Annotated in this window: 27 protein-coding genes; 13 read left to right on the top strand and 14 right to left on the bottom strand. The window is 35.4% G+C overall.

All coding sequences use genetic code 11. From position 1 onward, the window contains the following. Positions 1 to 56 precede the first annotated feature (56 nt). The 3 genes from FG27_RS01445 to rlmH form a co-directional block, all read right to left on the bottom strand. Entirely contained in the window at positions 57 to 1847 is a 1791-nt protein-coding gene (locus tag FG27_RS01445) for a DEAD/DEAH box helicase (RefSeq protein ID WP_037314533.1), read from the bottom strand. A 63-nt stretch (positions 1848 to 1910) separates the two neighbouring features. Next, positions 1911 to 2483 carry a non-canonical purine NTP diphosphatase gene (locus FG27_RS01440; RefSeq protein WP_037321891.1) on the bottom strand — a complete coding sequence of 191 codons (573 nt, stop codon included), beginning with the start codon at positions 2481 to 2483 and terminating at the stop codon, positions 1911 to 1913. A 10-nt stretch (positions 2484 to 2493) separates the two neighbouring features. Beyond that, a complete protein-coding gene (rlmH, locus tag FG27_RS01435; RefSeq protein WP_037314530.1) occupies positions 2494 to 2967 on the bottom strand; it encodes a 23S rRNA (pseudouridine(1915)-N(3))-methyltransferase RlmH in 474 nt (157 codons plus the stop codon). Between the two features lie 51 nt (positions 2968 to 3018). Between rlmH and nadC the strand changes: the two genes are divergently transcribed. From nadC to priA, 5 genes are all read left to right on the top strand, one after another. Continuing rightward, positions 3019 to 3876 carry a carboxylating nicotinate-nucleotide diphosphorylase gene (gene nadC, locus FG27_RS01430; protein WP_037314528.1) on the top strand — a complete coding sequence of 286 codons (858 nt, stop codon included), beginning with the start codon at positions 3019 to 3021 and terminating at the stop codon, positions 3874 to 3876. Positions 3877 to 3879: 3 nt separating this feature from the next. Beyond that, entirely contained in the window at positions 3880 to 4800 is a 921-nt protein-coding gene (locus FG27_RS01425) for a YihY/virulence factor BrkB family protein (protein ID WP_037314526.1), read from the top strand. Positions 4801 to 4826: 26 nt separating this feature from the next. Then, positions 4827 to 5390 (top strand): chalcone isomerase family protein, encoded by a 564-nt coding sequence (locus FG27_RS01420; RefSeq protein WP_037314525.1) that lies wholly within the window; start codon positions 4827 to 4829, stop codon positions 5388 to 5390. Between the two features lie 11 nt (positions 5391 to 5401). Continuing rightward, entirely contained in the window at positions 5402 to 5839 is a 438-nt protein-coding gene (locus tag FG27_RS01415) for a DUF2147 domain-containing protein (RefSeq protein WP_037314523.1), read from the top strand. Between the two features lie 81 nt (positions 5840 to 5920). Continuing rightward, positions 5921 to 8374, top strand: a complete 2454-nt coding sequence (gene priA / locus FG27_RS01410; RefSeq protein WP_037314521.1) for a primosomal protein N' — start codon at positions 5921 to 5923, stop codon at positions 8372 to 8374. A 126-nt stretch (positions 8375 to 8500) separates the two neighbouring features. On the opposite strand, the gene FG27_RS01405 is transcribed toward priA, so the two are convergent. Beyond that, positions 8501 to 9214 carry a LytTR family DNA-binding domain-containing protein gene (locus FG27_RS01405; protein ID WP_037321890.1) on the bottom strand — a complete coding sequence of 238 codons (714 nt, stop codon included), beginning with the start codon at positions 9212 to 9214 and terminating at the stop codon, positions 8501 to 8503. A 257-nt stretch (positions 9215 to 9471) separates the two neighbouring features. On the opposite strand from FG27_RS01405, the gene rpsF reads away from it, so the two are divergent. The 4 genes from rpsF to FG27_RS01385 all read left to right on the top strand — a co-directional run bounded on the left by rpsF (position 9472) and on the right by FG27_RS01385 (position 11297). Beyond that, positions 9472 to 9813 carry a 30S ribosomal protein S6 gene (rpsF, locus tag FG27_RS01400; RefSeq protein WP_037314519.1) on the top strand — a complete coding sequence of 114 codons (342 nt, stop codon included), beginning with the start codon at positions 9472 to 9474 and terminating at the stop codon, positions 9811 to 9813. Between the two features lie 2 nt (positions 9814 to 9815). Further along, positions 9816 to 10115 (top strand): 30S ribosomal protein S18, encoded by a 300-nt coding sequence (rpsR, locus tag FG27_RS01395; protein ID WP_037314517.1) that lies wholly within the window; start codon positions 9816 to 9818, stop codon positions 10113 to 10115. A gap of 12 nt (positions 10116 to 10127) precedes the next feature. Beyond that, complete coding sequence (rplI, locus tag FG27_RS01390; protein WP_037314515.1) at positions 10128 to 10577, top strand: 50S ribosomal protein L9; 450 nt, start codon at positions 10128 to 10130, stop codon at positions 10575 to 10577. Positions 10578 to 10820: 243 nt separating this feature from the next. Then, complete coding sequence (locus FG27_RS01385; protein ID WP_037314513.1) at positions 10821 to 11297, top strand: DUF6495 family protein; 477 nt, start codon at positions 10821 to 10823, stop codon at positions 11295 to 11297. 103 nt (positions 11298 to 11400) lie between these two features. Here the strand turns inward: FG27_RS01385 and FG27_RS01380 are convergent, their stop codons facing one another. After that, positions 11401 to 12648, bottom strand: a complete 1248-nt coding sequence (locus FG27_RS01380; RefSeq protein ID WP_037314510.1) for an ABC transporter permease — start codon at positions 12646 to 12648, stop codon at positions 11401 to 11403. Positions 12649 to 12814: 166 nt separating this feature from the next. On the opposite strand from FG27_RS01380, the gene hisS reads away from it, so the two are divergent. Further along, entirely contained in the window at positions 12815 to 14185 is a 1371-nt protein-coding gene (gene hisS / locus FG27_RS01375; protein WP_037314507.1) for a histidine--tRNA ligase, read from the top strand. 186 nt (positions 14186 to 14371) lie between these two features. Here hisS and FG27_RS01370 read toward each other — a convergent pair whose 3' ends face one another. Both FG27_RS01370 and FG27_RS01365 read right to left on the bottom strand, forming a co-directional pair. Then, entirely contained in the window at positions 14372 to 15328 is a 957-nt protein-coding gene (locus FG27_RS01370) for an aldo/keto reductase (protein WP_037314504.1), read from the bottom strand. A 153-nt stretch (positions 15329 to 15481) separates the two neighbouring features. Further along, positions 15482 to 15694, bottom strand: a complete 213-nt coding sequence (locus tag FG27_RS01365) for an MMPL family transporter (protein ID WP_156101177.1) — start codon at positions 15692 to 15694, stop codon at positions 15482 to 15484. A 258-nt stretch (positions 15695 to 15952) separates the two neighbouring features. Between FG27_RS01365 and FG27_RS01360 the strand changes: the two genes are divergently transcribed. After that, entirely contained in the window at positions 15953 to 16405 is a 453-nt protein-coding gene (locus tag FG27_RS01360) for a hypothetical protein (protein WP_051935726.1), read from the top strand. Here FG27_RS01360 and FG27_RS01355 read toward each other — a convergent pair. Together FG27_RS01355 and rlmF are read right to left on the bottom strand one after the other, a co-directional pair. Further along, entirely contained in the window at positions 16402 to 17064 is a 663-nt protein-coding gene (locus FG27_RS01355) for a haloacid dehalogenase type II (protein ID WP_037314498.1), read from the bottom strand. The two genes, FG27_RS01360 and FG27_RS01355, sit on opposite strands and share 4 nt — an antisense overlap. 328 nt (positions 17065 to 17392) lie before the next feature. Further along, complete coding sequence (rlmF, locus tag FG27_RS01350; RefSeq protein ID WP_037314495.1) at positions 17393 to 18340, bottom strand: 23S rRNA (adenine(1618)-N(6))-methyltransferase RlmF; 948 nt, start codon at positions 18338 to 18340, stop codon at positions 17393 to 17395. 452 nt (positions 18341 to 18792) lie between these two features. On the opposite strand from rlmF, the gene FG27_RS01345 reads away from it, so the two are divergent. Both FG27_RS01345 and FG27_RS19060 read left to right on the top strand, forming a co-directional pair. Next, positions 18793 to 20124, top strand: coding sequence for a site-specific integrase (locus FG27_RS01345; protein WP_037314492.1), 1332 nt, complete (start codon positions 18793 to 18795; stop codon positions 20122 to 20124). A gap of 345 nt (positions 20125 to 20469) precedes the next feature. Continuing rightward, positions 20470 to 20682: a hypothetical protein gene (locus FG27_RS19060; RefSeq protein ID WP_156101176.1), complete on the top strand. Its 213-nt coding sequence runs from the start codon at positions 20470 to 20472 to the stop codon at positions 20680 to 20682. A gap of 267 nt (positions 20683 to 20949) precedes the next feature. On the opposite strand, the gene FG27_RS01340 is transcribed toward FG27_RS19060, so the two are convergent. Genes FG27_RS01340 through FG27_RS01320 form a run of 5 tightly spaced genes read right to left on the bottom strand, consistent with a single transcriptional unit; the run spans position 20950 to position 26159 of the window. Continuing rightward, complete coding sequence (locus tag FG27_RS01340) at positions 20950 to 22203, bottom strand: MFS transporter (RefSeq protein ID WP_051935725.1); 1254 nt, start codon at positions 22201 to 22203, stop codon at positions 20950 to 20952. Further along, positions 22204 to 24306 (bottom strand): copper-translocating P-type ATPase, encoded by a 2103-nt coding sequence (locus FG27_RS01335; protein WP_037314489.1) that lies wholly within the window; start codon positions 24304 to 24306, stop codon positions 22204 to 22206. Positions 24307 to 24324: 18 nt separating this feature from the next. Beyond that, positions 24325 to 24618 (bottom strand): hypothetical protein, encoded by a 294-nt coding sequence (locus FG27_RS01330; protein ID WP_009778877.1) that lies wholly within the window; start codon positions 24616 to 24618, stop codon positions 24325 to 24327. A gap of 6 nt (positions 24619 to 24624) precedes the next feature. Then, positions 24625 to 25269 (bottom strand): hypothetical protein, encoded by a 645-nt coding sequence (locus FG27_RS01325; protein ID WP_037314483.1) that lies wholly within the window; start codon positions 25267 to 25269, stop codon positions 24625 to 24627. After that, positions 25266 to 26159: a ribose-phosphate pyrophosphokinase gene (locus FG27_RS01320; protein WP_034886808.1), complete on the bottom strand. Its 894-nt coding sequence runs from the start codon at positions 26157 to 26159 to the stop codon at positions 25266 to 25268. Before FG27_RS01320 ends, FG27_RS01325 begins: the two co-directional genes overlap by 4 nt. Positions 26160 to 26164: the final 5 nt, after the last annotated feature.

Raw genomic sequence — 26164 nt, 5'->3', positions numbered from 1 at the left:
TAAAATACATATAAAAAACAATGCCATAATTTAAAATTTAGACGCCAGAAGTGAATTTAATTTTTGCTGCGTCTTCTTTTAATAGAGCTTTCAATATTTTTGCTACGGTTTCCAGATTTTTTTCCTTTACCCGATCCACCTTTAAAATCGTCTGAACGTCTACGTCCACCTCCTTTAAAGTCAGGTTTGCCGCCGCCTTTGTTGAATTTGCCGCCTTTTCGGCCACCGCCACCGCCACCACGTTTTCCACGTCCGCCGGTATCTGTAGTTTCTTCAACATTAATATATCTACCCTGATGTTTAAAGTCTTTAAAAGTACTTAAAACAGTTTCAGTGTTTTTTGCATCGGTATTAAAAAAAGAGAAGCTGTCTTTGACATCAACTTTATAAACATCGTCCCGTCCAAGATCTAAAGTGGCTTTAAGGAAGTCCTTTAAGCTCATCCAGTCAAAATCATCTTTAGCACCTACATTTATAAAGTAACGTGTAGAATCTCCAGATCCACCTCCATCTGCAGGAGCAGAAGGTGAACTTAAGCCTTCAGAATTTTTATAATAGTTGAAGAATCTTGTGAATTCTACAGAAAAGAACTTTTTAATAAGCTCTTCCTTAGTGAAATCTTCTAAAACCTCGTTAATTCCAGGGAGGTAAGCATCTATATCGTGATTTATTTTCGTTTCCTTAATGTCATTTGCAAGGTGAAACAATTGTACACGGCAAATTTCCATTCCGTCTGGAATATCTTTTTGCTCAAATTTTTGCTGAATAATACGTTCAATACTTTTGATTTTACGCATTTCACTTTTGGTAACAATTACCATGGAAACTCCGCTCTTTCCTGCACGACCGGTACGGCCACTACGGTGAGTGTAAGTTTCAATTTCATCAGGAAGTTGGTAGTTGATTACGTGGGTAATATCATCTACATCAATTCCACGAGCGGCAACATCAGTAGCAACCAGCATCTGGATTTGTTTATTCCTAAAGCTCTTCATAACCAAATCACGTTGATTCTGGCTAAGGTCACCGTGCAAAGCTGCGGCGCTATAACCATCTTCAATAAGTTTTTCAGCAACTTTTTGAGTATCTCTTTTTGTTCGACAAAAAATCACCGAAAAGATATCTGGATTAGCATCTGCCAATCTTTTTAAAGCTTCGTAACGTTGTCTTGAATTTACCAGGTAAAACTCATGGGAAACATTAGATGTTCCCTGGTTTTTAGAACCTACGGTAATTTCAATAGGGGTACGCATAAATTTCTTGGCAATAGTTGCAACTTCTTTTGGCATTGTTGCAGAAAATAACCAGGTATGCTTTTCTTTTGGGGTATGAGAAAGAATGGCCTTAATGTCTTCAAAGAAGCCCATATTAAGCATCTCATCGGCTTCATCTAAAACACAATATTCTATTTTAGAAATATTTACCAGGTTACGATTAATCATATCCTGCATGCGTCCCGGGGTAGCTACAATAATTTGTGCGCCACGTTCAATTTGTCTGGCCTGGTCTGTAATGCTGGCACCACCATAGATGGCAACAGGATTTAAGCCTTTTTCAAATTTAGAGTAATTCTTTAATTCATTGGTAATTTGCAGGCATAGTTCACGGGTTGGTGAAAGAATTAATGCCTGGGTATGTTTTTTACTTACGTCTATTTTTTGGATAAGCGGGAATCCAAAAGCAGCTGTCTTTCCTGTACCGGTTTGGGCTAATGCCACCATATCGGTATCTTCATTTAGTAAAACAGGAATCGCTTTTTCCTGTATTTCACTCGGGTCTGTAAAACCCATTTCTTCGACTGCTTTAAGAATTGAAGGGTTTAAACCTAATTGTTCAAATTTGTTCATATAAAAAATTAAATAAGCGGCAAAGGTACGGCTTAGATAGCAATATATGCCTATCTACTTCTTTTATTTTGAAAGATAGGCTATTAGCGCTCTAAAAGCTTTTCCGCGGTGACTTATTTCAGATTTTTCAGTTAAGCTCATTTCGGCAAAAGTAGTTTCAAAATCAAGTGGTTTAAATACCGGATCGTAACCAAAGCCCTTATCTCCAAGTCTCCCCTTTATAATTTCACCTTTGCAAATTCCGGTGAAAAGATTTTGATTGTCGTTTAAATTTAATGCAATAGCAGTTTTAAACTGTGCATTACGATTTTTCTTATCCTTTAATTCCTCCAGTAGTTTAGCAACATTTTGTTTGTCGTCTTTCTCTTCTCCAGCATAGCGGGCAGAGTGAACTCCCGGTTCTCCATTTAATGCCTCAACTTCAAGCCCTGTATCGTCTGCAAAACAATTGTAGCCATAACGATGCCTAACATGTTCTGCCTTTAAAATAGCATTTCCTTCTATAGTATCAGCAGTTTCAGGAATATCTTCATTACACCCAATATCATCTAAGGATAAAAGTGTAATATAATGTGGCAAAAGTGCCTTAATCTCAATGAGTTTATTTTTATTGTGCGTAGCGAATACGAGTTCCATAGATAGGGTTTTAGCGGTGGTGGTAGGGTTCATTTCTTAAGATGGTAAAAGCACGGTATAATTGTTCGGTAAAAAATAATCGCACCATTTGGTGTGAGAAAGTCATTTGTGAAAGTGCAACTTTAGCATCAGCTCTTTGATAAACCGATTCAGAAAAGCCATATGGTCCGCCAATCACAAAAATTAGCTGTTTTAGACCGCTGTTCAATCTTTTCTGAATATATGCTGAAAATTTTTCCGAAGAGAACTCTCTTCCGTTTTCATCTAAAAGGACTAAGAAGTCTGAATTTTGAACCCTGGCCAGGATTAATTCACCTTCTTTTTCTTTCTGTTGATTTTCATCCAGGTTCTTTGTTTTTTTAAGATCTGGAATAATTTCAATTTCAAATTTATTGTAAAACTGCAGGCGGTTTTTATAAACTTCAATAAGCTGTTTTAGCTCCCTGTTGTCGGTCTTTCCTATGCACAGTAATTTTATAGTCATTCGGTATATTTAGCGTAGACTTTGCTACATTTACAAAAATAAGTATTGCAAATGATCTCAAAAGCACAATTTGAAAAAGAAATAAATTTAATTATAGATAATGCCATTCGGGAAGATGTGGGAGAAGGTGATCATAGTTCCCTAGCCTGTATTCCTGCTGATGCTACGGGGGAAGCCAAGCTACTGGTGAAGGATAAAGGAATTCTGGCCGGAGTAGATTTTGCTTTAAAAGTCTTTGAAAAGGTTGATCCAAAATTGAATGTTGAAGTTCTTATAAACGACGGTAATGCTATAGATCGTGGCGATATTGTTTTCTATGTTGATGGAAGTTCACAATCTATATTAAAGGCCGAAAGGTTAGTGTTGAATGCCATGCAAAGAATGAGTGCCATTGCAACTAAAACCAACATATTTGTTCAAAAATTAGAAGGAACAAAAACAAAAATTTTGGATACCCGAAAAACTACCCCGGGGATAAGAGCTTTAGAAAAATGGGCTGTAAAAATTGGGGGTGGCGAAAATCACAGGTTTGCTTTATATGATATGATCATGCTTAAAGACAATCATATAGATTTCGCCGGTGGAATTACCAAGGCGATCAACAAAACTAAAGATTACCTTAAAAGCAATCAACTTGATCTTAAAATAATTGTAGAGGCAAGAAATTTAAAGGAAATTGAAGAAATTCTAAAAAGCGAAGGGGTTTACCGCATTTTGATTGATAATTTTAATTATGAAGATACGCGACAGGCGGTAAGCTTGATTAATGGAAAATGCCTCACAGAATCCAGTGGAGGGATTACACTGGAAACGGCCCTAAAATATGCGGAGTGTGGGGTAGATTATATTTCTAGTGGTGCCTTAACGCATTCGGTTTATAATTTAGATCTCAGTCTAAAAGCAATCTAATATATGGCTCCAAAGAAAGCCTTTCTGTCTAAATTAGAGCAATTTTCCAATTGGTGGGAGACTAAAACCAAAGGAATAATATTGCCCGGTTTTGATGGATTGTCGCTTTACGATCTTTGGGAAATTTATTCAGGTGGGATTATAAAAGGAACTTTCTCTACCCGTGCAAGCGCTATCGCGTTTAGCTTTTTTATGGCGCTTTTTCCTTTTTTGCTATTTATGCTTAACCTAATTCCGTATGTAAACTTTATAGATGATTTTCAGTTGCAATTTCTTGTATTTATGGATTCACTTTTACCTCCAAATACATCAGATTTTTTCAATGACATATTTCTGGATATTGCAAATACTCCTCGTGGGGGTTTACTTTCTATTGCTTTCATAGTTTCCATTTTTTTGATGACCAATGGGATAAACGCCATATTCACCGGTTTTGAATTCTCTTACCATACCAATGCAAACAGGTCTATAATAAGACAGTATCTGGTAGCGGTAGGAGTTTCACTAATTATGTCTTTGCTTTTATTGCTTACGGTAATTCTAGCCGTCTATTTAACCTACGCGGTAACCGATTTTAATGAGTTGGGACTGCGTTTTATGGATGTTAACCCATCTGTAGTGAAGTATTTTGTATTTATATTACTCATTTATACAGCGGTTGCTACTTTATATTATTTTGGTACCAAGGAAGCGCGCCAGGCTCGTTTCTTTTCAGTAGGAGCTTCATTTACAACATTGCTAATTGTGACCTTTACCTATTTATTTGGTTTATATATTGAAAATTTTTCTACTTATAATGAGCTTTATGGCTCGATTGGTGCATTATTAATATTAATGGTGTATATCTGGCTGAATTCTAATATATTGCTCTTAGGATTCGAATTAAATGCATCTTTAATAAAAATGAAGAAAAAAATTAAATAACTTAACACCCTAAAACCACATTAAAAATGAAAAAACTATTAGTACTTTTTGTTGCCGTTCTTGGCTTAAACCTGACTTCAGCACAAACCGAAATTGGTGGTGCAACCTTACCAAATACTGTAGAATACGGTTCTGAAAAATTAACGCTTAATGGCGCCGGAGTAAGAGAGAAATTCTGGATGGATATGTATGCCGGTGGACTCTACCTTAAAAATAAATCAAATAAGGCTTCAGAAATCATGAATAAAGATGAAGCTATGGCAATAAAATTGCACATTGTTTCAAAAATGATTACCAGTAAGCGAATGATTGATGCGGTAACCGAAGGTTTTGAAAATTCAACCGGTGGAAATACTGCTCCAATTTCTTCTGAAATCAAAAAATTTATAAGTTTTTTTGAGGATGAGATCAATAAAGAAGACGTTTTTGATATCGTTTACCTACCAGGAAAAGGTTCGGTAATCTATAAGAATGGAAATGAAAGCGGAGTTATTAAAGGAATGGAGTTTAAAAAAGCTTTATTTGGAATATGGCTTTCCAACAACCCGGCAGATGAAGACCTTAAAGAAGGTATGCTGGGTAAACAATAGATATAAAGATAATGAAAACCAAATTCAACTTACTTAACCTATTATTTTTCGGATTAATCCTGATTTCTTCAGGGCTACAGGCGCAAGGAGTGTTTGGCAAATGGAAAGTGGTGAATGAAGCCGGCCGGGTAAATTCTATAATAGAAATTTATGAAGAGGATGATATAGTTCATGGTAAAGTAATACGCATTACCAAGGAGGAACATCGCGATCGTAAATGCACCGAATGTCCCGGAGAACTCAAAAACAAACCTATTGAAGGTCTAAATGTGATTCGCGATTTTGTTAAAGAAGGCGATGAATATGTAGATGGAACTTTAATAGATCCAAAATCTGGGAAAGAGTATAAAGGTAAAATTTGGGTTGACGAAAGCAATCCAGATAAATTAAATGTGAGAGGATATATCGCTTTTTTCTATAAAACAAAGGTTTGGGAAAGAGTAGAATAAAAACTTTCTAAAATTTAGAATACTAAAAGCCATTCTTTTTTAAGGATGGTTTTTATTTTTGATTAAACTTTCTGTTTCCTTATGGCTTATTTTATAGATGTTATTTTACCGCTCCCTTTACAGAAACGCTTCACTTATTCAATAACTAAAGCAGAAGCAGAATTTTTAGAGGAAGGTATGCGTGTTGCTGTTCCATTTGGGAAGACTAAAGTATATACCGGTATTACGGCTAAAATTCACGAAAATGCGCCACAGGTTTATGAAGCGAAGCCCATAAATCAGATTTTAGATAAAAACCCCTTAGTAACAAAACATCAACTTAAATTTTGGTCGTGGATTGCTTCTTATTATATGTGTGTTGAAGGGGATGTTTTAAAAGCCGCTCTTCCTGGAGCTTTTTTATTGGAAAGTGAAAGCATTGTACAACTTATTAAAGATGCTGAGATTGATGAAAATGAGCTGAAAGATGAAGAATACTTGGTGATTGAAGCTTTGCAACGGCAGTCTTCGGTAAAGATACAGGAAGTAATGAAAATCCTGGATAAAAAAACCGTCCTACCAGTTATTAATGCTTTGGTTGAGAAAGGTTTAGTGGTTTTAAACCAGGAAATTTACGAGCAATATAAACCTAAAAAAATACGCTTTGTAAAATTGAATCCGGTTTATGATCAAGAAGCTAAAATGCACCAGCTTTTAGATGAACTGGAAAAAGCACCAAAGCAGAAAGAAGCTTTACTAAGTTTTTTTAGTATAAAAGCGCAGCATAAGAAACCTTTAAAAGTAAAGGAGCTAAGCGATAAATCGGGGGTTTCTGCAGCGATCATTAAAAGCCTTGTGAAAAAGGAAATTCTACTTGAGTATTATGAAAAAACCGATAGGGTAAGTTTCCAGGGAGAATCTTCAGCAACAGGCATTCAATTAAGTGAACTTCAGCAAAAAGCTTTTTCAGAAATAGAAAACGGATTAAAAGAACAGGAGGTTTGTTTATTTCACGGAATAACTTCCTCGGGAAAGACTGAAATCTACATCAAACTCATTGAAGAAGTTATCGCTAAAGGCCAGCAGGCACTTTATGTTTTACCGGAAATCGCTTTAACTACCCAATTAATTGAACGTTTACGAGCTTATTTTGGTGATAAGGTTTTGGTTTACCATAGCAAATATTCGGTAAATGAAAGGGTAGAAGTGTACAGGCATATCTTGGAAGATTCAGATAAAGCAAGAATTGTAATTGGTGCACGCTCCTCAATATTTTTACCTTTTGCTAATTTGGGATTAGTGGTTGTAGATGAAGAACATGAAACTTCTTTCAAACAATTTGATCCTGCACCTCGATATCACGCCAGGGATGCTGCGATTGTGTTGGCGAATTTTTTCAAAGCTAAAACCATTTTAGGTTCTGCGACACCTTCTTTAGAGTCATATTTTAACGCAAAGCATCATAAATATTCTTTTGTAGAATTAAACCGCAGATATGGCGATGTGTTAGAACCTGCTATTGAAATTGTAGATATAAAAACTAAATACAAGAAGAAAGAAATGAAAGGGCATTTTTCTGATAGAATGCTCGCTGAGATTAAGGAGACTCTGGATGGTGGAGAACAGGTAATCTTATTTCAAAATCGCAGGGGTTTTTCCCCGGTTTTAGAATGCAACACTTGTGGGCATTCGCCACAATGTCCCAATTGTGATGTGAGTTTAACGTATCATAGCCATAATAATCAATTAAGATGTCACTATTGCGGTTATCATATAGCAATGCAAAAGAAATGTATGGCCTGTGATAGTTCAGAAATTACCACCAAAGGTTTTGGAACCGAACAAATTGAAACCGAATTAAAAACAATTTTTCCTGATTATAAAACTGCCAGAATGGATCAGGATACTACTCGTGGGAAATATGCTTACGAAAAACTGATTACTGCCTTTGAGCAACAGGAAATAGATATCTTAATAGGGACACAAATGCTTACTAAAGGACTTGACTTTAGAAAAGTAAATCTAGTGGGAATTATGAATGCCGATAATTTGTTGAATTTCCCTGATTTTAGAGCGCATGAGCGTAGTTTTCAACTGATGCTCCAGGTAGCTGGTAGGGCAGGGAGAACTAAAAAGCGCGGGAAAGTATTGATTCAAAGTTATAATCCACATCACCAGATTATTCAGCAGGTTTCTATGGGAGATTATGCGGGAATGTACAAAGATCAATTAGAAGAGCGTTATAACTATAAATATCCGCCATTTCATAGATTGATTAGAATCACTTTAAAATGTCGGGATTTTTCAAAAACTAACGACGCTGCAGATTGGCTGGCTGTAGGGATAAAAAATGTTTTTAAAGAAAATGTACTCGGTCCAGAATTTCCTCCGGTAGCAAGGATAAGGAATGAATATTATAAGAATATTTTGCTCAAAATTCCTCAGCAACAATCTTTGGGAAAAACAAAGGAAGTATTACAACGAATTATGGAAAGTTTTAAATCTATTGGTGCTTTTAGGAGTGTGAAGGTGGTGATTAATGTAGATCCTATATAATATTAAACTGACTTTTCCTGGATGGCATCCTGAACTTGTTTCAGGATCTATTGTGGTACCAAGTTAAAACCTAAAAATAGTTCAGGTTGACGATAGTAAAATAATAGTATATAGGGTAATTAGAATTTACTGAATTGCGCTTAAAGCTTCAACCAGGTTGTTCTTTTTATGACGGCTTAGTGGAAGTTTTTGCTTGTCGATTTCGATATTCTTAGAATTGTAGCGTTCAATTTTATCGAGATTTACGATATAAGATTTATGGGTTCTAAGAAATTTATCGTTTGGTAATTGCTCTTCAAAAGATTTCATAGTGGCAAGAACCACAAAATTCTCTTTTTCAGTTACAAATTTCACATAATCTCCCAGAGCCTGAATATATTTAAGCTTATTGAGAAAAACCTTGCGATTTTTAAGATTGCTTTTTACAAAAATATAGTCATCATCTTCCGGGGGTACAGCAATTTGGTGTTTTAATTTATAAAGATTTATCGCTTTATTCACTGCATTATTAAAACGCTCTTTTGTAACCGGTTTGTGAATATAATCTACTGCATCATAATCAAAAGCCTTAAACGCGTATTGAGTTTTCCCCGTTACAAAAATAATTTGCGGTTTATTAGGAAGATCGTCAAGAAGTTCGAAACCTGTTAAAACGGGCATTTCGATATCTAGAAAAATCAAATCGATTTCATTATCGAGAAGGCCATTTTTTGTTTCAATAGCATTATTATACTCTGCAACAAGCTTCAGGTTAGCATGGTCTCTAATTAGCTTAACGATAGATAATCGTTGTAAGCTAGAATCGTCAACAACAATACATTTGAGTAAAATTTCTTCCACGGTAGTTAGGTTAAGTAATAACAATATTAAACATAAAATCTCATTATTACAAGATAAACTTTGCATTCGTCGGATAAAGATGAAGATTATCCTTCGCTAATTAAGTAAGATTTGTCTTTTTTACTATTAATATGGAAATAAGCAGTTTTCATTATGAATACTAATAAGTGAAGGGTTGAAGTTAGTTTACTATGAAGCTTTGAAAATAGAAATAAATGAGCTACTTTTGCAGCCAATTTAATTTAAAGTAAATTTTTATGAACAATTATGAAACTGTTTTCATCTTGAATCCCGTTTTATCTGATGAGCAGATAAAGGAGACAGTTCAGAAATACGAAGAATTTCTTGTTTCTAAAGGGGCCGAGATGGTATCGAAAGAAGATTGGGGGCTTAGAAAATTAGCCTACCCAGTTCAACACAAAAAGAGCGGGTTTTACCACCTGTTTCAATTCAAAGCTCCAGGAGAGGCTATAGAGCCGTTGGAACTTGCTTTTAGAAGAGACGAGCGTATGATGCGTTATTTAACTGTAAAGTTAGACAAACACGCTATCGACTGGGCTGAGAAAAGAAGAAATAGAAGACAACAAGAAAAAGCGTAATTATGGCTACATCTATTGAACAACAAGCAAAAGGAAAAAAAGACGGAGAGATCAGGTATCTTACTCCTCTTAATATAGAGACCAGTAAAACGAAAAAGTATTGTCGTTTTAAAAGATCTGGAATTAAATATGTAGATTATAAAGATCCAGATTGGTTAATGAGTTTCGTAAACGAGCAGGGAAAATTATTGCCTCGTCGCTTAACAGGAACTTCTTTAAAGTACCAAAGAAAAGTGGCTGTTGCTGTGAAAAGAGCACGTCACCTTGCGTTAATGCCATATGTTGGTGATTTACTAAAATAAAAAGAGGCAATTATGGAATTGATACTTAAACAAGACGTAGATAATTTAGGTTTTAAAGATGATGTTGTAAACGTGAAAAACGGTTACGGTAGAAATTATCTTATTCCTCAGGGATATGCACAACTTGCAACTCCTTCGGCTAAAAAAGTTTTAGCTGAAACCCTGAAGCAAAGAGCCTATAAAGAACAGAAACATATCGACGAAGCTAAGAAGCAGGCAGAAAAACTTAATAACGTAGAGATTAAGTTAACTGCTAAAGCTGGTGCCGGAGACAAATTATTTGGATCTATCACCAACGCAGATTTATCTGATGCTTTCGCTAAGGAAGGAATTGAAATCGATAAGAAATTTATAAATATCGCTGGTGGGAACATCAAGAGATTGGGACAGTACGAAGCAACTTTGCGTTTTCACCGTGAAGTAGTGACTACCTACAATTTTGACGTTGTTGCTGAAGCATAATTTATTTCAATATTAAAGTGAAAGCCCGCTCCAGTAGTGGGCTTTTCTTATTTTAATGAGACCCTAATTTACAAGTAGCATTCAGAGTTATTGTTTTCGTCAAGCTGAACTGGTTTCAGCTTCTAACATGTTAACATTCCAAAGACTTAGATCCCCGAATAAAAATCTGGGCAGGCTCTGAAATAAATTCAGGATGACGATTTTAAATATTGCAATTCGAAAGTTATTTTAATCTTTACCAAAATGAAATATTCCAGATTAACCAAAGAACAGTTTGAAGAAATGAAGCAGGAATTTATTAATTTCCTGGCTTCACAATCTATTACTGCAGATGAATGGGAGAAAATAAAAAAAGAGCAACCAAAAGCAGCAGAGCAGGAGCTGGACGTATTTAGTGATCTTATTTGGGAAGGCGTTCTAAATAAAGTAGAATACCTGGAACATTTTTCTGCTAACCAAATTTACCTGTTTCATATTACCGAAGTCACTATTCATCTTATCGCAATTAAAATTGAGCATGAAGGAATAGACCTTACCACTAGAAAGGGCTATAGCTGGTTGCAAACCAATTTACTGGACGAATCAGTGAATATTTATACTTCTTCCAAAGCTTTAAGTGACGACAGAAATAAAGATATTTTCGCACTTATTAAACAAGGAGCAAACATTACCAAAGGAGATCTTTATCGCTATTTTGATAAAATGGTAGAGAGTAAATAATTTTGAATAGCAGCGTGAGTATTAGATAAGCTTATATTCTTATTCAATATTTATCTTGAAGGATTAAGTCTAACTAAAAACCTCTAAATTTCACTATTCACTTTTACTCATACCTAAGCGATTCAATAGGATCTTGTTTTGCTGCTTTGGCTGCGGGATAACTTCCGGCGAGTATAGCTACTAAAATTGTGATAGCGGTGGCCCAAATCATCGCAACCCAGGGAGTGGTGAAATTAAAATCTGCTGCTGCAGAAACGCCCATACCAATTAAAATTCCGAAGATAATACCTACAAGCCCTCCAATTTGACCAATGATAAGGGTTTCCATAAAGAATTGTGCGGCAATAGTTTTTCGTTTGGCGCCCAGGGCTTTTCTAACTCCAATTTCGCGAGTTCTTTCAGTTACGCTTACAAGCATAATATTCATGAGTGCAATAGAAGATCCAAAAATGGTAATTATTGAAATTATCCAGGCAGCAAAATTAAGGTAGCTGGTAATAGAGAAAATCCTGTTAATTAGATCGTCGCTGCGTTCCAGACCAAAATTATTTTCCTCTATTGGATTCAATTTTCTAATATTTCTAAAAGTAAGTATTGCTTCATCTTGTGCACCTTCTAAAAGTTCTTTATCATCAACTTTTACACTTACACTGTAATTTATTTGCGGCTGTGTAAACATAGATCTGGCTACCTGTATAGGCATAAGCACGCGTAAGTCCTGGTTATTTCCAAACGTAGAACCTTTTGATTCTAAAACTCCAATAACTCTGAATTTTCCTCCTCTAATACTAACTATCTTATCTATTGGGTCTGCTCCCTTAAATAAGCCTTCCTCTTTTGCGAAGTCGGCTCCCAGGATTACAACATTATTATTATTTTCAATATCAAAAATGTTAAACTCCCGTCCTGAATCAACATTTAAACCAGAGTTTTCCATAAAGTTCTCGTTTACTCCAAGAACACGAACTTCAGGATCGGTTTTATCGTTAATATATTTTACTTCAGCACCAGAAGTTCCTGTGAAAGAAACCGCAGTTTGTGCCTGTGGATATTGATAATTATCTTCAAATTTCTTTACTTCTCGATAACTTATAATGGGATTTATCTTTTCAACTTCTCCGCCCCCCTGGCGTTGTGAATTGAATTCATAACGTTGAATATTAAAAGTATTGGCGCCCATGGAAGCAAAATCGCTGCTAATTGTATTTTCAAGTGCAGTAACTGCACTTAAAATCCCTACCAAAGCGGTGATTCCAATGGCGATAATTAAAACCGTAAGTATGGTTCTAAGTAACTGACTTTTAATTGAATTAAAAGCGATGCTTATGTTTTCTTTTAACAATCCGAACATAGAAAGTTTTTTCGTGCTATTAAGTTAGACTTCATAAGTGGTATAATGTTACTTAAAATCTGAAATTTGTTTGGGTTAGGGTAAAAATTTAGATATTTGCAGCATTGTTTTGGCCGGTTTTCGGCGAATTTTTAAACCAAAAAAGTACTTATACTTATTAGAATTTATGGCACAAAAACCTTCAATCCCAAAAGGAACCCGAGATTTTAATCCAGCCGAAGTCGCTAAGCGAAATTTTATTTTTGATAAAATTAAAACCGAATTTAAAAAGTTCGGCTTTCAGCCTATAGAGACTCCAAGTTTTGAAAACTCAGATACCCTTATGGGAAAATATGGGGAAGAAGGAGATAGGTTGATTTTTAAAATTTTGAATTCCGGGGATTTTCTTAAAAAGGTGGATCCTGAAGCTTACCAGGCCAAAGACAGTTTAAAGATCACTTCTTCCATTAGTGAAAAAGCCCTGCGCTACGATCTTACGGTGCCTTTTGCCCGTTACGTGGTACAGCACCAAAATGAAATAGATTTCCCATTTAAACGCTACCAAATTCAGCCGGTTTGGAGAGCTGATAGGCCCCAAAAAGGTCGTTTCAGAGAATTCTTTCAGTGTGATGCAGATGTTGTTGGGAGTAAAAGCCTGTGGCAGGAAGTAGAGTTTGTGCAATTATACGATGCCGTTTTTGCAGCCTTGAACTTAGAAGGTGTAACCATTAAAATCAATAACCGAAAAGTATTATCTGGTTTTGCCGAAGTTATTGGCGAAAAAGACAGGCTTATCGATTTTACCGTTGCTTTAGATAAACTGGACAAAATAGGCGAGGAGGGCGTTAAGAAAGAAATGCTTGAAAAAGGTATTTCTGAAAGTGCCATTGAAAAAATCCAACCTATTTTTGGTCTAAAAGGCGGATTTGCCGAAAAGATTAAAGTAATTAAAGAGATACTGGAAACTTCTGATACAGGAAAAGAAGGGATTAAAGAGTTGGAGTTTATTGAAAAAGCTATCAGGGAAATGCCTTTAAAAACTGCAAAACTCGATTTAGATGTAACTCTTGCCCGCGGACTTAATTATTATACCGGGGCCATTTTTGAGGTTTCGGCTCCCGAAAATGTAAAAATGGGATCTATTGGTGGCGGTGGCCGTTATGATGATCTTACCGGGATTTTCGGATTAAAAGATATGAGTGGCGTAGGAATATCTTTTGGACTGGATAGAATTTATCTCGTGTTGGAAGAATTGAATTTGTTTCCTGAAGCTGTTACTCAAAACACAAAAGCGCTATTTATTAATTTTGGGGATGAAGAAGCACTCTATGCGCTGAAAGCCGTAAATAGCCTACGTGCAGAAAATATAACCGTTGAATTATATCCGGACGACGCTAAGATGAAAAAACAAATGAATTACGCCAATAAACGTGAAATTCCATTCGTGATCCTGGCCGGCGCCGAAGAAATGCAAACTGAAAAATTTACCTTAAAAAATATGAAAACCGGCGATCAGCAAAAATTAGATTTTGCTGAGTTAGTAAAGGTTTTAGGTTAAATAGGAGTCTTTTGACTTTAGGAGAAATTTTTCTTAGTTCTTTAATCTTTTTCAAGTTCCTTGGGTGAAATTGCTTCAACCGCTTAAAAAAGCGACTTCGCAATGACGTATAGCTTGTTTCTAACGAAATTGCGAAGCTTTTTAGCTTAAACAATCTTTTCGAAATAAGAAGTTTTTAATTTCTTGTTATTCTTGCTTACTGGCTTTATTCAAAACTTCTATATCTTCTTTTGAAAGGGAAATATCAATAGCTTCTTTAAAAGATTTTAAATGCGAAGATTTAGTGGCGCTGGCAATTGGTGCGCTAACTCCGGGGCTATTGATTAACCAAGCTAAAGCAACCCCTGCTTGTGAAATATTATGCTTTTCTGAAATTTCATCCAGAGATTTTAGAACATTTTTGCCTCGCTCGTTTAAAAACTTATCGGTAAACATTTTTCTTTCTTTCCCGTCAAAATCTTCTTTTTTACGATATTTCCCGGTTAAAAATCCGCTGGCAAGGGAAAAGTAGGGGATTACGCCAAAATTATTTTTATTACAAATTTCTTCAATTTCACCTTCAAATTTATCACGCACCATTAAATTATATTCTGGCTGAAAAACTTTATAAGCCGGTAAATCTTTTTTAGACGCGATATCTAAAGACTTTTGTAATCTTTTAGCAGAAAAATTTGAAGCGCCAATATGTTTGATTTTTCCATTTTCAATAAACTTTTTATAAGCTTCCAGAGCTTCTTCTACCGGAGTTTCCCCGTCATCAAAATGCGTGAAATAAAGGTCTATATAATCGGTTTGTAGCCTAGAAAGAGAATCCTGGACTGTTCCGCTAAGATAATCCCGCGAATTATTTTTTGGCCCACCGGGTTGTAAACTTGAGCCGCCTTTGGTGATTAAAGTAATTTGATCTCTTAGTTTGCGCTCTTTCATCCATTTCCCGATAATTCTTTCTGAAGTACCGTGGGGAACTCCATCTGCCCAACGGGAATAAACGTCAGCTGTATCTATTGTAGTAAAACCAAGCTCAAAAAGCTCATCCAACATTTTAAAGGATTCTTTCTCATTTAAAGTCCATCCAAAAACATTACCACCAAAAATAATTGGTGCCGATTTCAATCCTGATTTTCCTAATTCAATGCTTTTCATATTTCTGCTTTTCCTAAAATTAAGTATCAATTTTAAGAACGGCTAATAATAGCAATGTTTTTAGAACGATTTAACTTTCTAAAACTGGTAATCTAGAAATTATGAGAAAATGAAATTATTAATTTGTAAAAATTAATTGGAGAGAATAAAATATTAAAAGTCGGTGCTGTTTTCTTCCTCTGGTGTGTTGCCTTTTCTTCGCCAAATAACGAAAATTGCGGCAATTGTTCCTAATCCTAAAACTAGAGCAAATATCATAGGAGGGGCATTTAATGCATTTTCCTGGTCAAACACAAAGGAACCAACAAGTACAAAGCTACCCAATAAAACCCCCAGGGTCATTATTATTTTTCCTAACATTTTCATTTACTCTTCATTTTCAAAGGCTACAGATCTAAGATTTTTTAGCCAGAATAATTATCGATTTTTAATTTAAGCAAGTGGAATTATCCAAAGGTGAATCTAAGTTGAATAAATTGTTAAGCTTTGCTTTTGATTTTAAATATGGCAAGATTGATTTTCCTCGAATACCGGTATTTAACTACTCTAAATCAGATCACTTAAAATTTTAGCAATTTTTTAAATTAAGAGATAGGTTTGTAATTCTTATATTTAATTGTTTTGATGGAAAATATAATCATGGATATTCTAACAATTTTTATTTCAGGAGTTATCGCAACTACAGTAATGACCATTTTTAGCTATGTAGTGTCTCATTTTAAATCTAAACAATTTAGAGAACCAGAATTATTGAATGCGCTAATTTCGAGATCTGAAATAATTAAATTGAAAATTTCAAAAAATAATATTTTAGGTTGGATTATTCATTTTATGATAGGTTGGTTTTTTGTTTTCGCTTTTAGCTTTATATGGGAGTTTACTAATTTTTTCGCAGGAATACTTTCAGGGAGTATTTTGGGACTATTAGTGGGAGTTATTGGAATTTTTGGTTGGAAATTGATGTTTAAATTAAATAGAAATCCGCCTAATATTGATTTTAGCCAATTTTATCTGCAACTAATTATCGCTCACATTCTATTTGGAATAAGTGCGGCGCTGGTAATTTCTTATTTTTAGCTGATTTTTTCTAAAATTGAAGTGATCTTTGGAACTGAAAAATCGGGGTCTTCAGCTAATTCATATAAACTTTTTCCAGGTCTTTCAACAAAACAAGTTTGCAAATTTGCACGTTGGGCGCCTAGAATATCCCAGGCGTGAGCCGCGACCATTAAAGCGCTTTCAGGACTAATTTTATATTTATTCAGAATAAACCGATAGCTTTCAAGGTTTGGCTTGTATTTTTTTATCTCTTCCACACTATGAATTCCGTCAAAAAGAAAGTCGATTTCGGCATACTTTAGCTGCGCTTTTAGCACATCGGGTTTGCCATTGCTAAAGGCAATAAGTTTAAAATCGGCGTTCTTTAATTGCTCTAAACCGGGTTTTACATCGGGGTAGGCTTGAAGTTTAGTAATTTCAGAAAGGATATTCTTAATTTCTTCATCAGAAAATTTTTTTTCAAATTTTCCTGAAATCATCTTAAAAGTCGCAGCTGCAATTTCACTGAAATCACTATAGTTTCCGGTTGAAGTTTCTACCAGGGAGTAATGCAATAATTTAGGAAACCATACCTCAAAACCCATTTCATTTTCCAGCGCAGCATTTACTTCCTCCTTAAGTGGAATTAAGTTTAAAAGGGTTTCGTTAACATCAAAAATTATAATCCTGGGCTTCATTTTTCGGTTTTTGAATTGAAAAATATTTTAACTCTTTCAGAATTGAGAGATTTGAAATTACGAATTAAAAACCACTAATTTTTCAAATAAAAAATTCGACCTCAAATTTCTAGAAATTCTTAAGACAATATTGGTATGGCAGAGGCCAGTTGAGATAAATCACTTCCTTGAGATGATATTTTGTTCCAATAGATTTTCAGGTTCATCTTCTTGCTCCATCTGCTTTAATTCCGAAGTGAGCTCCAATTTGCTCCCACATCCAATTCTATCTAAAAATATTGTCATTGTCGTTCATTTGTTTGGATAGAATTTCACAGCTTATTACTTCCTATTCTACTTTCCATACCTTTTGTTCCTCCTGTGAAAGAAACGACCAGGCTACAATGCGACTGCTTTTATTGCCGGTTCCCATAGCGATGGTCTTAAGCTTAGTGGGTTTAATTTTTTCTAATAATTTATAAGTACCCTTAAGGTTAGATTGCTTTGATATCAAAGTTGAAAACCACAAACAGCTTTTAGTAAATTCTTCACTTTCGCGAATCATATTTTTGATGAATTGATATTCTCCACCATCGTAGATAAGTTCATTTTTAGATCCTGAGAAATTTAGTTTAGCTTCAGTTACTTTTTTGCCTGAGAGATTCCTTACTTTTCGTCGACTACCTCTTTGAGCTTCTTCAATGGAGGCATGAAAGGGTGGGTTGCACATGGTAAAATCAATTTTATCCTTTTTATCGATTATACCTCCAAAAATTGCATTTGGATCTTTTTGTAATCTACAATCAACTTTGTCTCTTAGAGATGGATTTGAATCAATAATTTGCTGAGCTGAGGAAATTGATTTGGGATCAATGTCAGAAGCTATAAAGTTCCAATCGTATTCTGTGACGCCAATAATAGGGTAGATACACGTTGCTCCAACTCCCACATCAAGACCGCAAATTTGATTCCCTTTTTGTATTTTACCGGCATTGCTTTCGCTCAGTAGGTCGGCAATATAGTGTAGGTAATCAGCTCTACCCGGGATGGGCGGGCATAAATTCTCATCTGGAAACTGCCAATTGTTTATGCCATAATAATGCTTTAGTAGCGCTTGATTTAGAAGTTTTACGGCGATTGGGCTTGAAAAATCTACTGAATCACCTCCGTATTTATTGGGCTTAATATGGTTTTTTAATTTTGGAATGGCAGCTACCAGGGCCTTCAAGTCATAAGGTTTCCGGTTTCTATTCCGATTATGAAGCCTGGTTTTGAGAGGTTGATTTTTTGATTGCATAGAATACTGGGTTTCTTAGGTATGCATTAGATAATGCTCAAATTTCAAAAGCTTAGGATCCTTAAAAAACTGAATATAAGTATAGGCTAATCTGCCAGGCTTATTTGTGATGAGGTGAATTTTCCGTGTCATAATACAATAAAATTAAGGTTATTTTTAAACTTAATTCTGTACCCATAGAATAAAAAAAAGCCTCCGATTTCTCGAAGGCTTTGTTATTCCTGTAGCGAGACCGAGATTTGAACTCGGGACCTCCGGGTTATGAACATCGACAAGTAGTTATTCAAAATAGATTAAAAACCGTTAAAATATATGATTATCAGTTAATTACGTATTTTTTGCAATCAATTGAATTCTGTTAAAATCAAGTGATTTTGTACTTATTCTGTACTTATTCTGTACTAGTTTTTAAACTAATTATTTATCTTTATAAAGTTCTAAATTAAATAGTTATGGCTAGTATAAAAATAGTTTTAAGGAAGAATATGATTCGAAAAGATGGAAGAATTCCTCTAGCACTGAGAATTAGTGAGAATTATAAAACTAATTACAAGTGGCTTGGACAGTATGTTTTTGAAAAAGATTGGGATAAAAATGCTGGAATGGCTAAGAATAGTCATCCAAACTCGCAACAGCTCAACATTTTTTTAATGAAGAAAATGGTTGAGGCTAATAACCTATTTTTCCACTCTGAAGATCGTGTTACTCCAAAACAGATCAAGCAAAAATTAAAGGGAGCCAGGGGGCAAAAATCATTTTTTGAATTAGCGGCTGAACGTATAATGGAAAAATATGAGAGGGGAATATTCTCAGTTGCAAAAGGTGATTTATCTATACTGTATAATATTGAAGAATTTTTAAACTTTAAAAGGACTAAAAGGAAGTCAGCGATCATTGAGGATATAAAGGAACGCAGATTGAAACGTATCAGTAATGCTCGTCGTAATAAATATGTATGGATGGATGGGGTAGAGCATTTCAAAAAAAGTAAAGCTCTTTCTTTTAGAGATATCGATGAAGTATTCATTAATAAATACAAAACCTTTTGCTATTCTTATTTAGGACAAAAAACCAGAACTATTACTAATCAGCTTATTTTAATTAGAACCCTGTTTAATTTAGCAATTAAGCAAGGAATTATTGATCAAAAATATTATCCTTTTGCCGGAGATAAGGAAAAAATTAGAATTGGTTCTGGTAATAAAGTAGGACTTAGCGTAGAAGAGGTTGAGAAAATTGAACAGTTGAAATTGGAGGAAAATACTTCTATCTGGCATACGCACAACATATGGTTATTTTCTTTTTATTTCGCAGGAATTCGTATTTCCGATGTGGTTAAAATGAAGTGGTCTGATTTTAAGGACGATCGTCTTTATTATGTGATGAACAAAAATGAAAAAGCACTCAGCCTTAAAATTCCTTTGAAAGCGGAAAAAATTTTAAATTATTACAAAAAGGAGAAACACCTTAATAAAGGTTTTGTATTCCCCTTTTTAAGAAATACCAATCCTAAGGATGCTGAACAAATTTATATAAAAACAAAAAGTGCTACGAAGGTTTTTAATAAATGCTTAAAGCTAATTGCCACGGAATGTGGAATCGAAAAAAACTTATCTAATCACATTGCTAGGCATAGCTTTGGTAATATTGCTGGCGATCGAATTCATCCATTAATGTTACAAAAGCTCTATCGTCATAGTGATTTAAAAACTACCTTGAATTATCAAGCTAATTTTATGCACCGGGATGCTGATGAAGCACTTGATGAAGTTATTAATTTTTAAATTTATATGGATTAAAAGTCTGTAATAACATGATTTATGATGGTTAATCAACCGTTGATAAATATCTGACATTTGGTAATACCAAGTTTATAACCAGAAGGTCTCTCGAGTCCAAGTCCCTCTACTGGCATTGACAAGGTTTCAAGAAATTGAAATCTTTTTTTTTGGACTGGGTACAACATTTTTTGAAAGTCCGAATTCCCTGAAATTTAATATTAATTAAAATTATTCAGAATAAAACCTTATGATAACCGGGATAAATATGGTCGCCATAGCCCAGACTTGGTTATTTCGTTTTATCAAATATTGTGGTGAAGTGACTACCGAATGAACTTTATATTTTAATTGATATTATTAAGATTATTCTATTGTGCCTATCGCAGCTTTGAGACCTTTAGAGGGAAATCCCTATTAGTGAATCCCGCTGATACAGACCGTAAAGGAAAGGAGCAATACACCACAAATGACAGGATGGACACTCAGCTCATTAGTCGGAAACTTATAGACGGTCGTCTGGATAGTATTACTATACGTAATATAGAGCGCGAGGAATTGTGAAGTCTTTTCCGTCGTAGTATTGAACTGATTCTTATGAAATTGGGGTGATATTACAATATATATAAATAGCTAAAATCAGAATAGTAAAAGTTTGTACCACAAAAAACGTAGGTGACCAATTAGGATCACATTTTTTAGCAGATGGACGGACTTATTTCACCAATCAGAGTGATGCTGATGGCGCTCTGGAACTGCCTTAAAAAATTAAATGATTATGAGATAATAAAAATTTAAATATATTTTTAAGAAATAAGATTATTGCTTTTCTTAGGATACTTTGTTGTCTTGTCCTATTTTAGTTGTTTTACTATTAAAGCTTTTATAAAAATAAAGTAATCCAATGGCGGTCAATATAATGATGCCGGCAATAATAAAGGGAAAATAAAACCCACCTGTAATAAGCCAAGTCCCTATAACCGGACCTAAAATTTGTCCCACACTATTTGCCGATGTTTGGATAGAAATATTGCTGCCCGCATTTTCTTTTGAAAGTTGGGAAACAGCTGAAAGTAGGTTTGGGGTCACCATAGCACCTCCTGCGGCGAATATGATGATTAATAAATAGACGGCAAATTCATTATTAAAAAATGGGAATGCAATCATTGAAATTCCTGAAATAAACAACCCGGCTGCAATTTGCTGCTTTGCCGTTAATAGTTTTTCCCCATAGGTTGCAAATACTGGCTGTAATACGGCCATTACCACTCCACAAAGCATAAAGCCAATGCCTATTTGATTACTAGAAAATAACAACTCATTTTTTCCGTAAATTGAAAAAACCGTTTCGAAGAGGGTAATTACGAATTGCATTACAAAAGAAAGCAGTAATAGGACAGTAAAGAACCTACTAAAGCTAAAGCTCAATTTTTGTGCTTCTGAAACAAACCGACTTATAGGTGTTGTGTTCCCAAGCCATTTTATGAGTATGCTCAATATAACAAAACCCAAAAGAGCAACCAGGAGAAAGGGGATTGAAAAGCGATCCAAATGTAATATTCCCAAGGAATACTTGAAATGTAGATTGGTTTGGGATAGAAGGCTACCTAAAACAGGGCCAAAAATAACCCCTGAACTTATCGCTACCCCAGACCAGGCCATAACCTTGGTCCTGTGCTTTATAGAAGTGATATCACTAAGATATGCATTACTAACGGGAATTACAGCTGATGTAAAAATACCTCCGAAGATTCTAGCTATATAGAGCATCGTCAATGATGTAGCAAGACCGGTAAGTAATTGCATAATTACAAAGCCGATTAGCCCAACCATGATAATGGGCTTACGTCCGTATTTATCGGATAGCCTGCCCCAGAGTACAACGAAAAGAAGCTGGAAGAGCGGATAAATACTGGTCAAAAAACCAATATGAAAGTTAATCGAATCAGTATCTAGGTTATCTCCTAAAGCTAATCTTTCGGTATAGTAGGGAAGGGTTGGCAATAAAATACCATAACCCAACATCACTACAAATAAACTCAACAGGATTAAAGATATCCTGTTGAGTTTTTCTTTTCTTTCCATCTATTTTTTACCGATTTTTCGCTTTAATAATTGCGCATTAATAGCTACTATAATCGTACTTAAACTCATAAATACCGCACCAACCGCAGGACCTAAAACAAAGCCTGAAGAATATAATACACCGGCTGCTAAAGGAATAGCCACGACATTATATCCTGTAGCCCACACAAGGTTCTGGATCATTTTATTGTAGGTAGCCTTGCCGAAAAGAATCAGGTTAGCAATATCTTGCGGATTGCTGTTTACCAAAATAATATCCGCGGTTTCAGCGGCCACGTCAGTACCTGAACCAACGGCAATACCAACATCAGCTTTTGCAAGTGCAGGCGCATCGTTTACACCATCGCCAGTCATAGCCACAAATTCTCCTTTGTTTTGTAACTTTTCTACAATTTCTACCTTTTGATGTGGCAGCACTTCAGCATAGTAACCATCCAAGCCAAGCTTATCACTTACAGCTTTGGCTGTTTTTTCGTTATCTCCTGTTGCCATCAAAACTTTAATGTTATTCTTTTTAAAGACTTTTATGGCTTCGGCAGATTCTGGTCGTATTTCATCGGCAAGAGCAATGTAACCAGCTAATTTTCCATCAATCAAGACAAAAACAACTGTTTCAGCGGCATCACTGTATGCGTCTTCGGGAATAGTGATTTTTTCATCCCTTAAAAAACCAGGACTAACCACTTTTACTTGCTTACCTTCTACATTGGCCTCAACGCCTTTACCTGTAATTGCATTAAAGTTTTCAGGCTTTGGGATGGTCATATTATCTTCTTTGACTTTTTTAATAATACCTACGGCGATAGGATGTTCCGAACTTTGTTCCAATGCACTCGAAAGCCTTAAAATTTCTTCAGATGAATAAGTTTCGCTAACAGACTCAATTCGAGTAACGCCAAAATCGCCTTTGGTCAATGTTCCCGTTTTATCAAACAATAAAGCTGATATTTTTCGGGATTCTTCAAAAGCTGTCCTATTTCGAATTAATAACCCGTTTTGAGCTGAAACAGCAGTAGAAATAGCAACCACAAGTGGTATAGCAAGACCTAATGCGTGTGGACAAGCAATGACCATAACGGTAACCATTCTTTCTAAAGCATAGACAAATGGAAAGCCTAAAATCAGCCATACCGCTAATGTTCCAAAACCAATACCTAATGCGATATAGGTAAGCCATTTTGCAGCTCTATCCGAGAGGTTTTGCATTTTTGATTTGGTTTTTTGCGCTTCTTCGACCATTTTGATGACCTTGTTGAGATAGCTATCTTTTCCAGTATGCTCAACCTTTACTTTTAAGGTACTGTTACCATTTACCGAACCACCAATAACCTTATCGTTTTCATCTTTTTTTACAGGTTTGGATTCGCCTGTAAGCATAGATTCGTTCAGGTAACTTGAACCGTCTACTATAATCCCATCAGCAGGAACTTTTTCACCTGGTTTAACCAAAATCACATCATCTTTTAACAAATCTTCCAACGGAATATCTTCTATGGTATCATCCTTTACCCTATGCGCTTCTGCGGGCATCATACTTACCAAAAGCTGTAAGGCCTTTGATGCTCCCAAGACGCTTTTCATCTCTATCCAATGTCCTACCAACATAATAGCGATAAGGGTAGCCAGTTCCCAGAAAAAATCAACTCCTTCTAAGCCGAACACGGTTGCCGAACTATAAACGTAAGCCACGGTAATGGCCATAGAAATAAGGGTCATCATCCCTGGCGCACCTTTTTTGATTTCAGACCAGAATCCTTTTAAAAATGGCCAACCACCATAGAAATATACGATTGTGGAAAGTGCAAAAAGGATATATGGATTTCCGGGAAGCAAAAACTCATATCCAAAAAAGTCCTGAATCATCGGCGAGAAGAACAGTATGGGAATAGTAAGTACAAGGGTTACCCAAAACCGTTTTCTAAAATCGGCAATCATCATTTTATGATGGTCGTGCCCGTGTTCTCCGTGCCCTGGATTGTGGCCAGAATGGTCTCCACCTTTGTGGTTCATTTTAGAATGGTCTTCTTTTTTGTGTTTCATCTTCGAATGGTCCATTTTAGAATGGTCCATTTCATCGTGATTGTGGTGTTCGTGATTTTCCATTATTGTCTTGTTTAAGTGTTATCGTAATTTTTTTCTCATAGCTTCCGAAATGTTTTCGGCATAGACGCCATAGGCATCTACTAAAAGACCTTTAAGCTCTTTTTTGGAAGATATTGCATATAAAATGCTGTTATCATCGGTACTGCTCATTCCTTCAAAGCGATATATTTTATCCACTTTAAAATCTTCTGGTCGAATCTCAATTTTCAGGGAAGCACATTCCAGACATTCAGGTTTTAAGTTGAAATCATAAGGGTATTCGTTTGTCTGCAAATCGTTAATAGCTTCTGAAAGGGTGTTATAATTTTTCATTTATTTTTATTTATAAGTCATTGTAAAATAACTGTTGTCTTCTTCGGTAAATTTTTGAAAGGTCAATAGACCTTGTGCATTTAATTTCTCGTTAACAGTATAATTGAGTTGCTTAATGCGAATTCCCAAGGCATAGGCCTTAATGTTAATTTTTGAATTAATATTATTTTCGCTATTATTAAATTTTCGGTCGTAAATTTTTATGGTACTTTTTGAGCCAAAAAAATTCAACAAGCCCGAATCAAAACTCATTTCCAATTCTATATCTTCAAGGTTGTCCAAATCGTAGAGCTCTTTAAATTTTTTAGAGGTGGTATTAATTTCGGTCTCCTTTGATTTTGGGTTTGAAAACGGAAAAGCCATTACCATTACACTTGCCTCATCAGGCTTACAGCGATAGGTTGTGGTGTATTTATCGGTCGATTTTTTGTCTTTATCAAACAATTCCGTAACTACCTCAATTTCATAGTATCCATTTTTCTTTATTGTTTCACTGGCTTTGAAAGTTTGTTTATTTAAAAAAGAACCATTTTCATCAAAGTTTTCCCGAATAACAACTCTGCCTGAAATCTGCCCAATGAGCATTTCAGTTTGTCCAGTCATTGTGATGCTGAATAAAGTGATTAGTACTATAAAGCCTTGTTTTCTCATATATGGTGCATTAATTTTTTTACCTCTTTTGCCATAATATCACTTAAATCTATTCCATTTGAAGAGTGTGGGATGGTATTACAAGTCACTATTTTTTCTACTCCGGAATCCAATAAATCTTGATAGGCGTTTCCTGAAAAAACGGCGTGAATGCCTACACAAATAGGTGGTTTCATTCCTGCTTTTTTAAGATGTTGTACGGTTTCAATCATTGTTCGGGCTGTGGAAATAATATCATCTACCAAAATGGGTGTAGCATCTTTATATATATCCACATCGGGAACAGAGACTTCTACATCACGGTCACCGTGACGCACCTTTTGTAATACCGTAAATGGTGCTCCTGCATTTTTGGCGACTTCTGATACCCATTGTTCACTTTCAGAATCAGGTCCGATAAGTACCGGGTTTTCAATGTTTTCTTTTATCCATTCTGAAATGGCATCGGCAGCGTGAATCACTTTATTTGGAATTTGATATACTTCTCCCAACGAACTAATTCTGTGCAAGTGAGGGTCAACCGTGGTAATGCTATCGGCAAAACCTGATATCAATTTTCCGAAGAAACCAGAAGTCACTCCTTCACCTTCATTAAATACTTTGTCCTGCCGCATATACGCCAAATAGGGTGCTACCAAACAGGTACACATTGCCCCCAATGATTTGGCTGTGTGACTTAAAAAATAAAGCGGCAACAGTTTTTCGTCCGGTTCGTGTAAGGTGCATACCAGTACCACACATTTATCTTTAACATCAGATAATATACGTGTGTACGATTCCCCATCAGGAAAATTACGCAAAGTGGCTTTGCCCACTTCAGCATCCATTTTTGTAGCCATAAGTTCTGTGAGTTCTTCATTTCCGGGAAGACTGAATAATATTGTTTTCATAGTTT

This window comes from Salegentibacter sp. Hel_I_6 (genome assembly GCF_000745315.1).
In the GTDB taxonomy this organism is placed as follows: domain Bacteria; phylum Bacteroidota; class Bacteroidia; order Flavobacteriales; family Flavobacteriaceae; genus Salegentibacter.
This window is presented reverse-complemented; position numbering and strand designations above follow the sequence as displayed.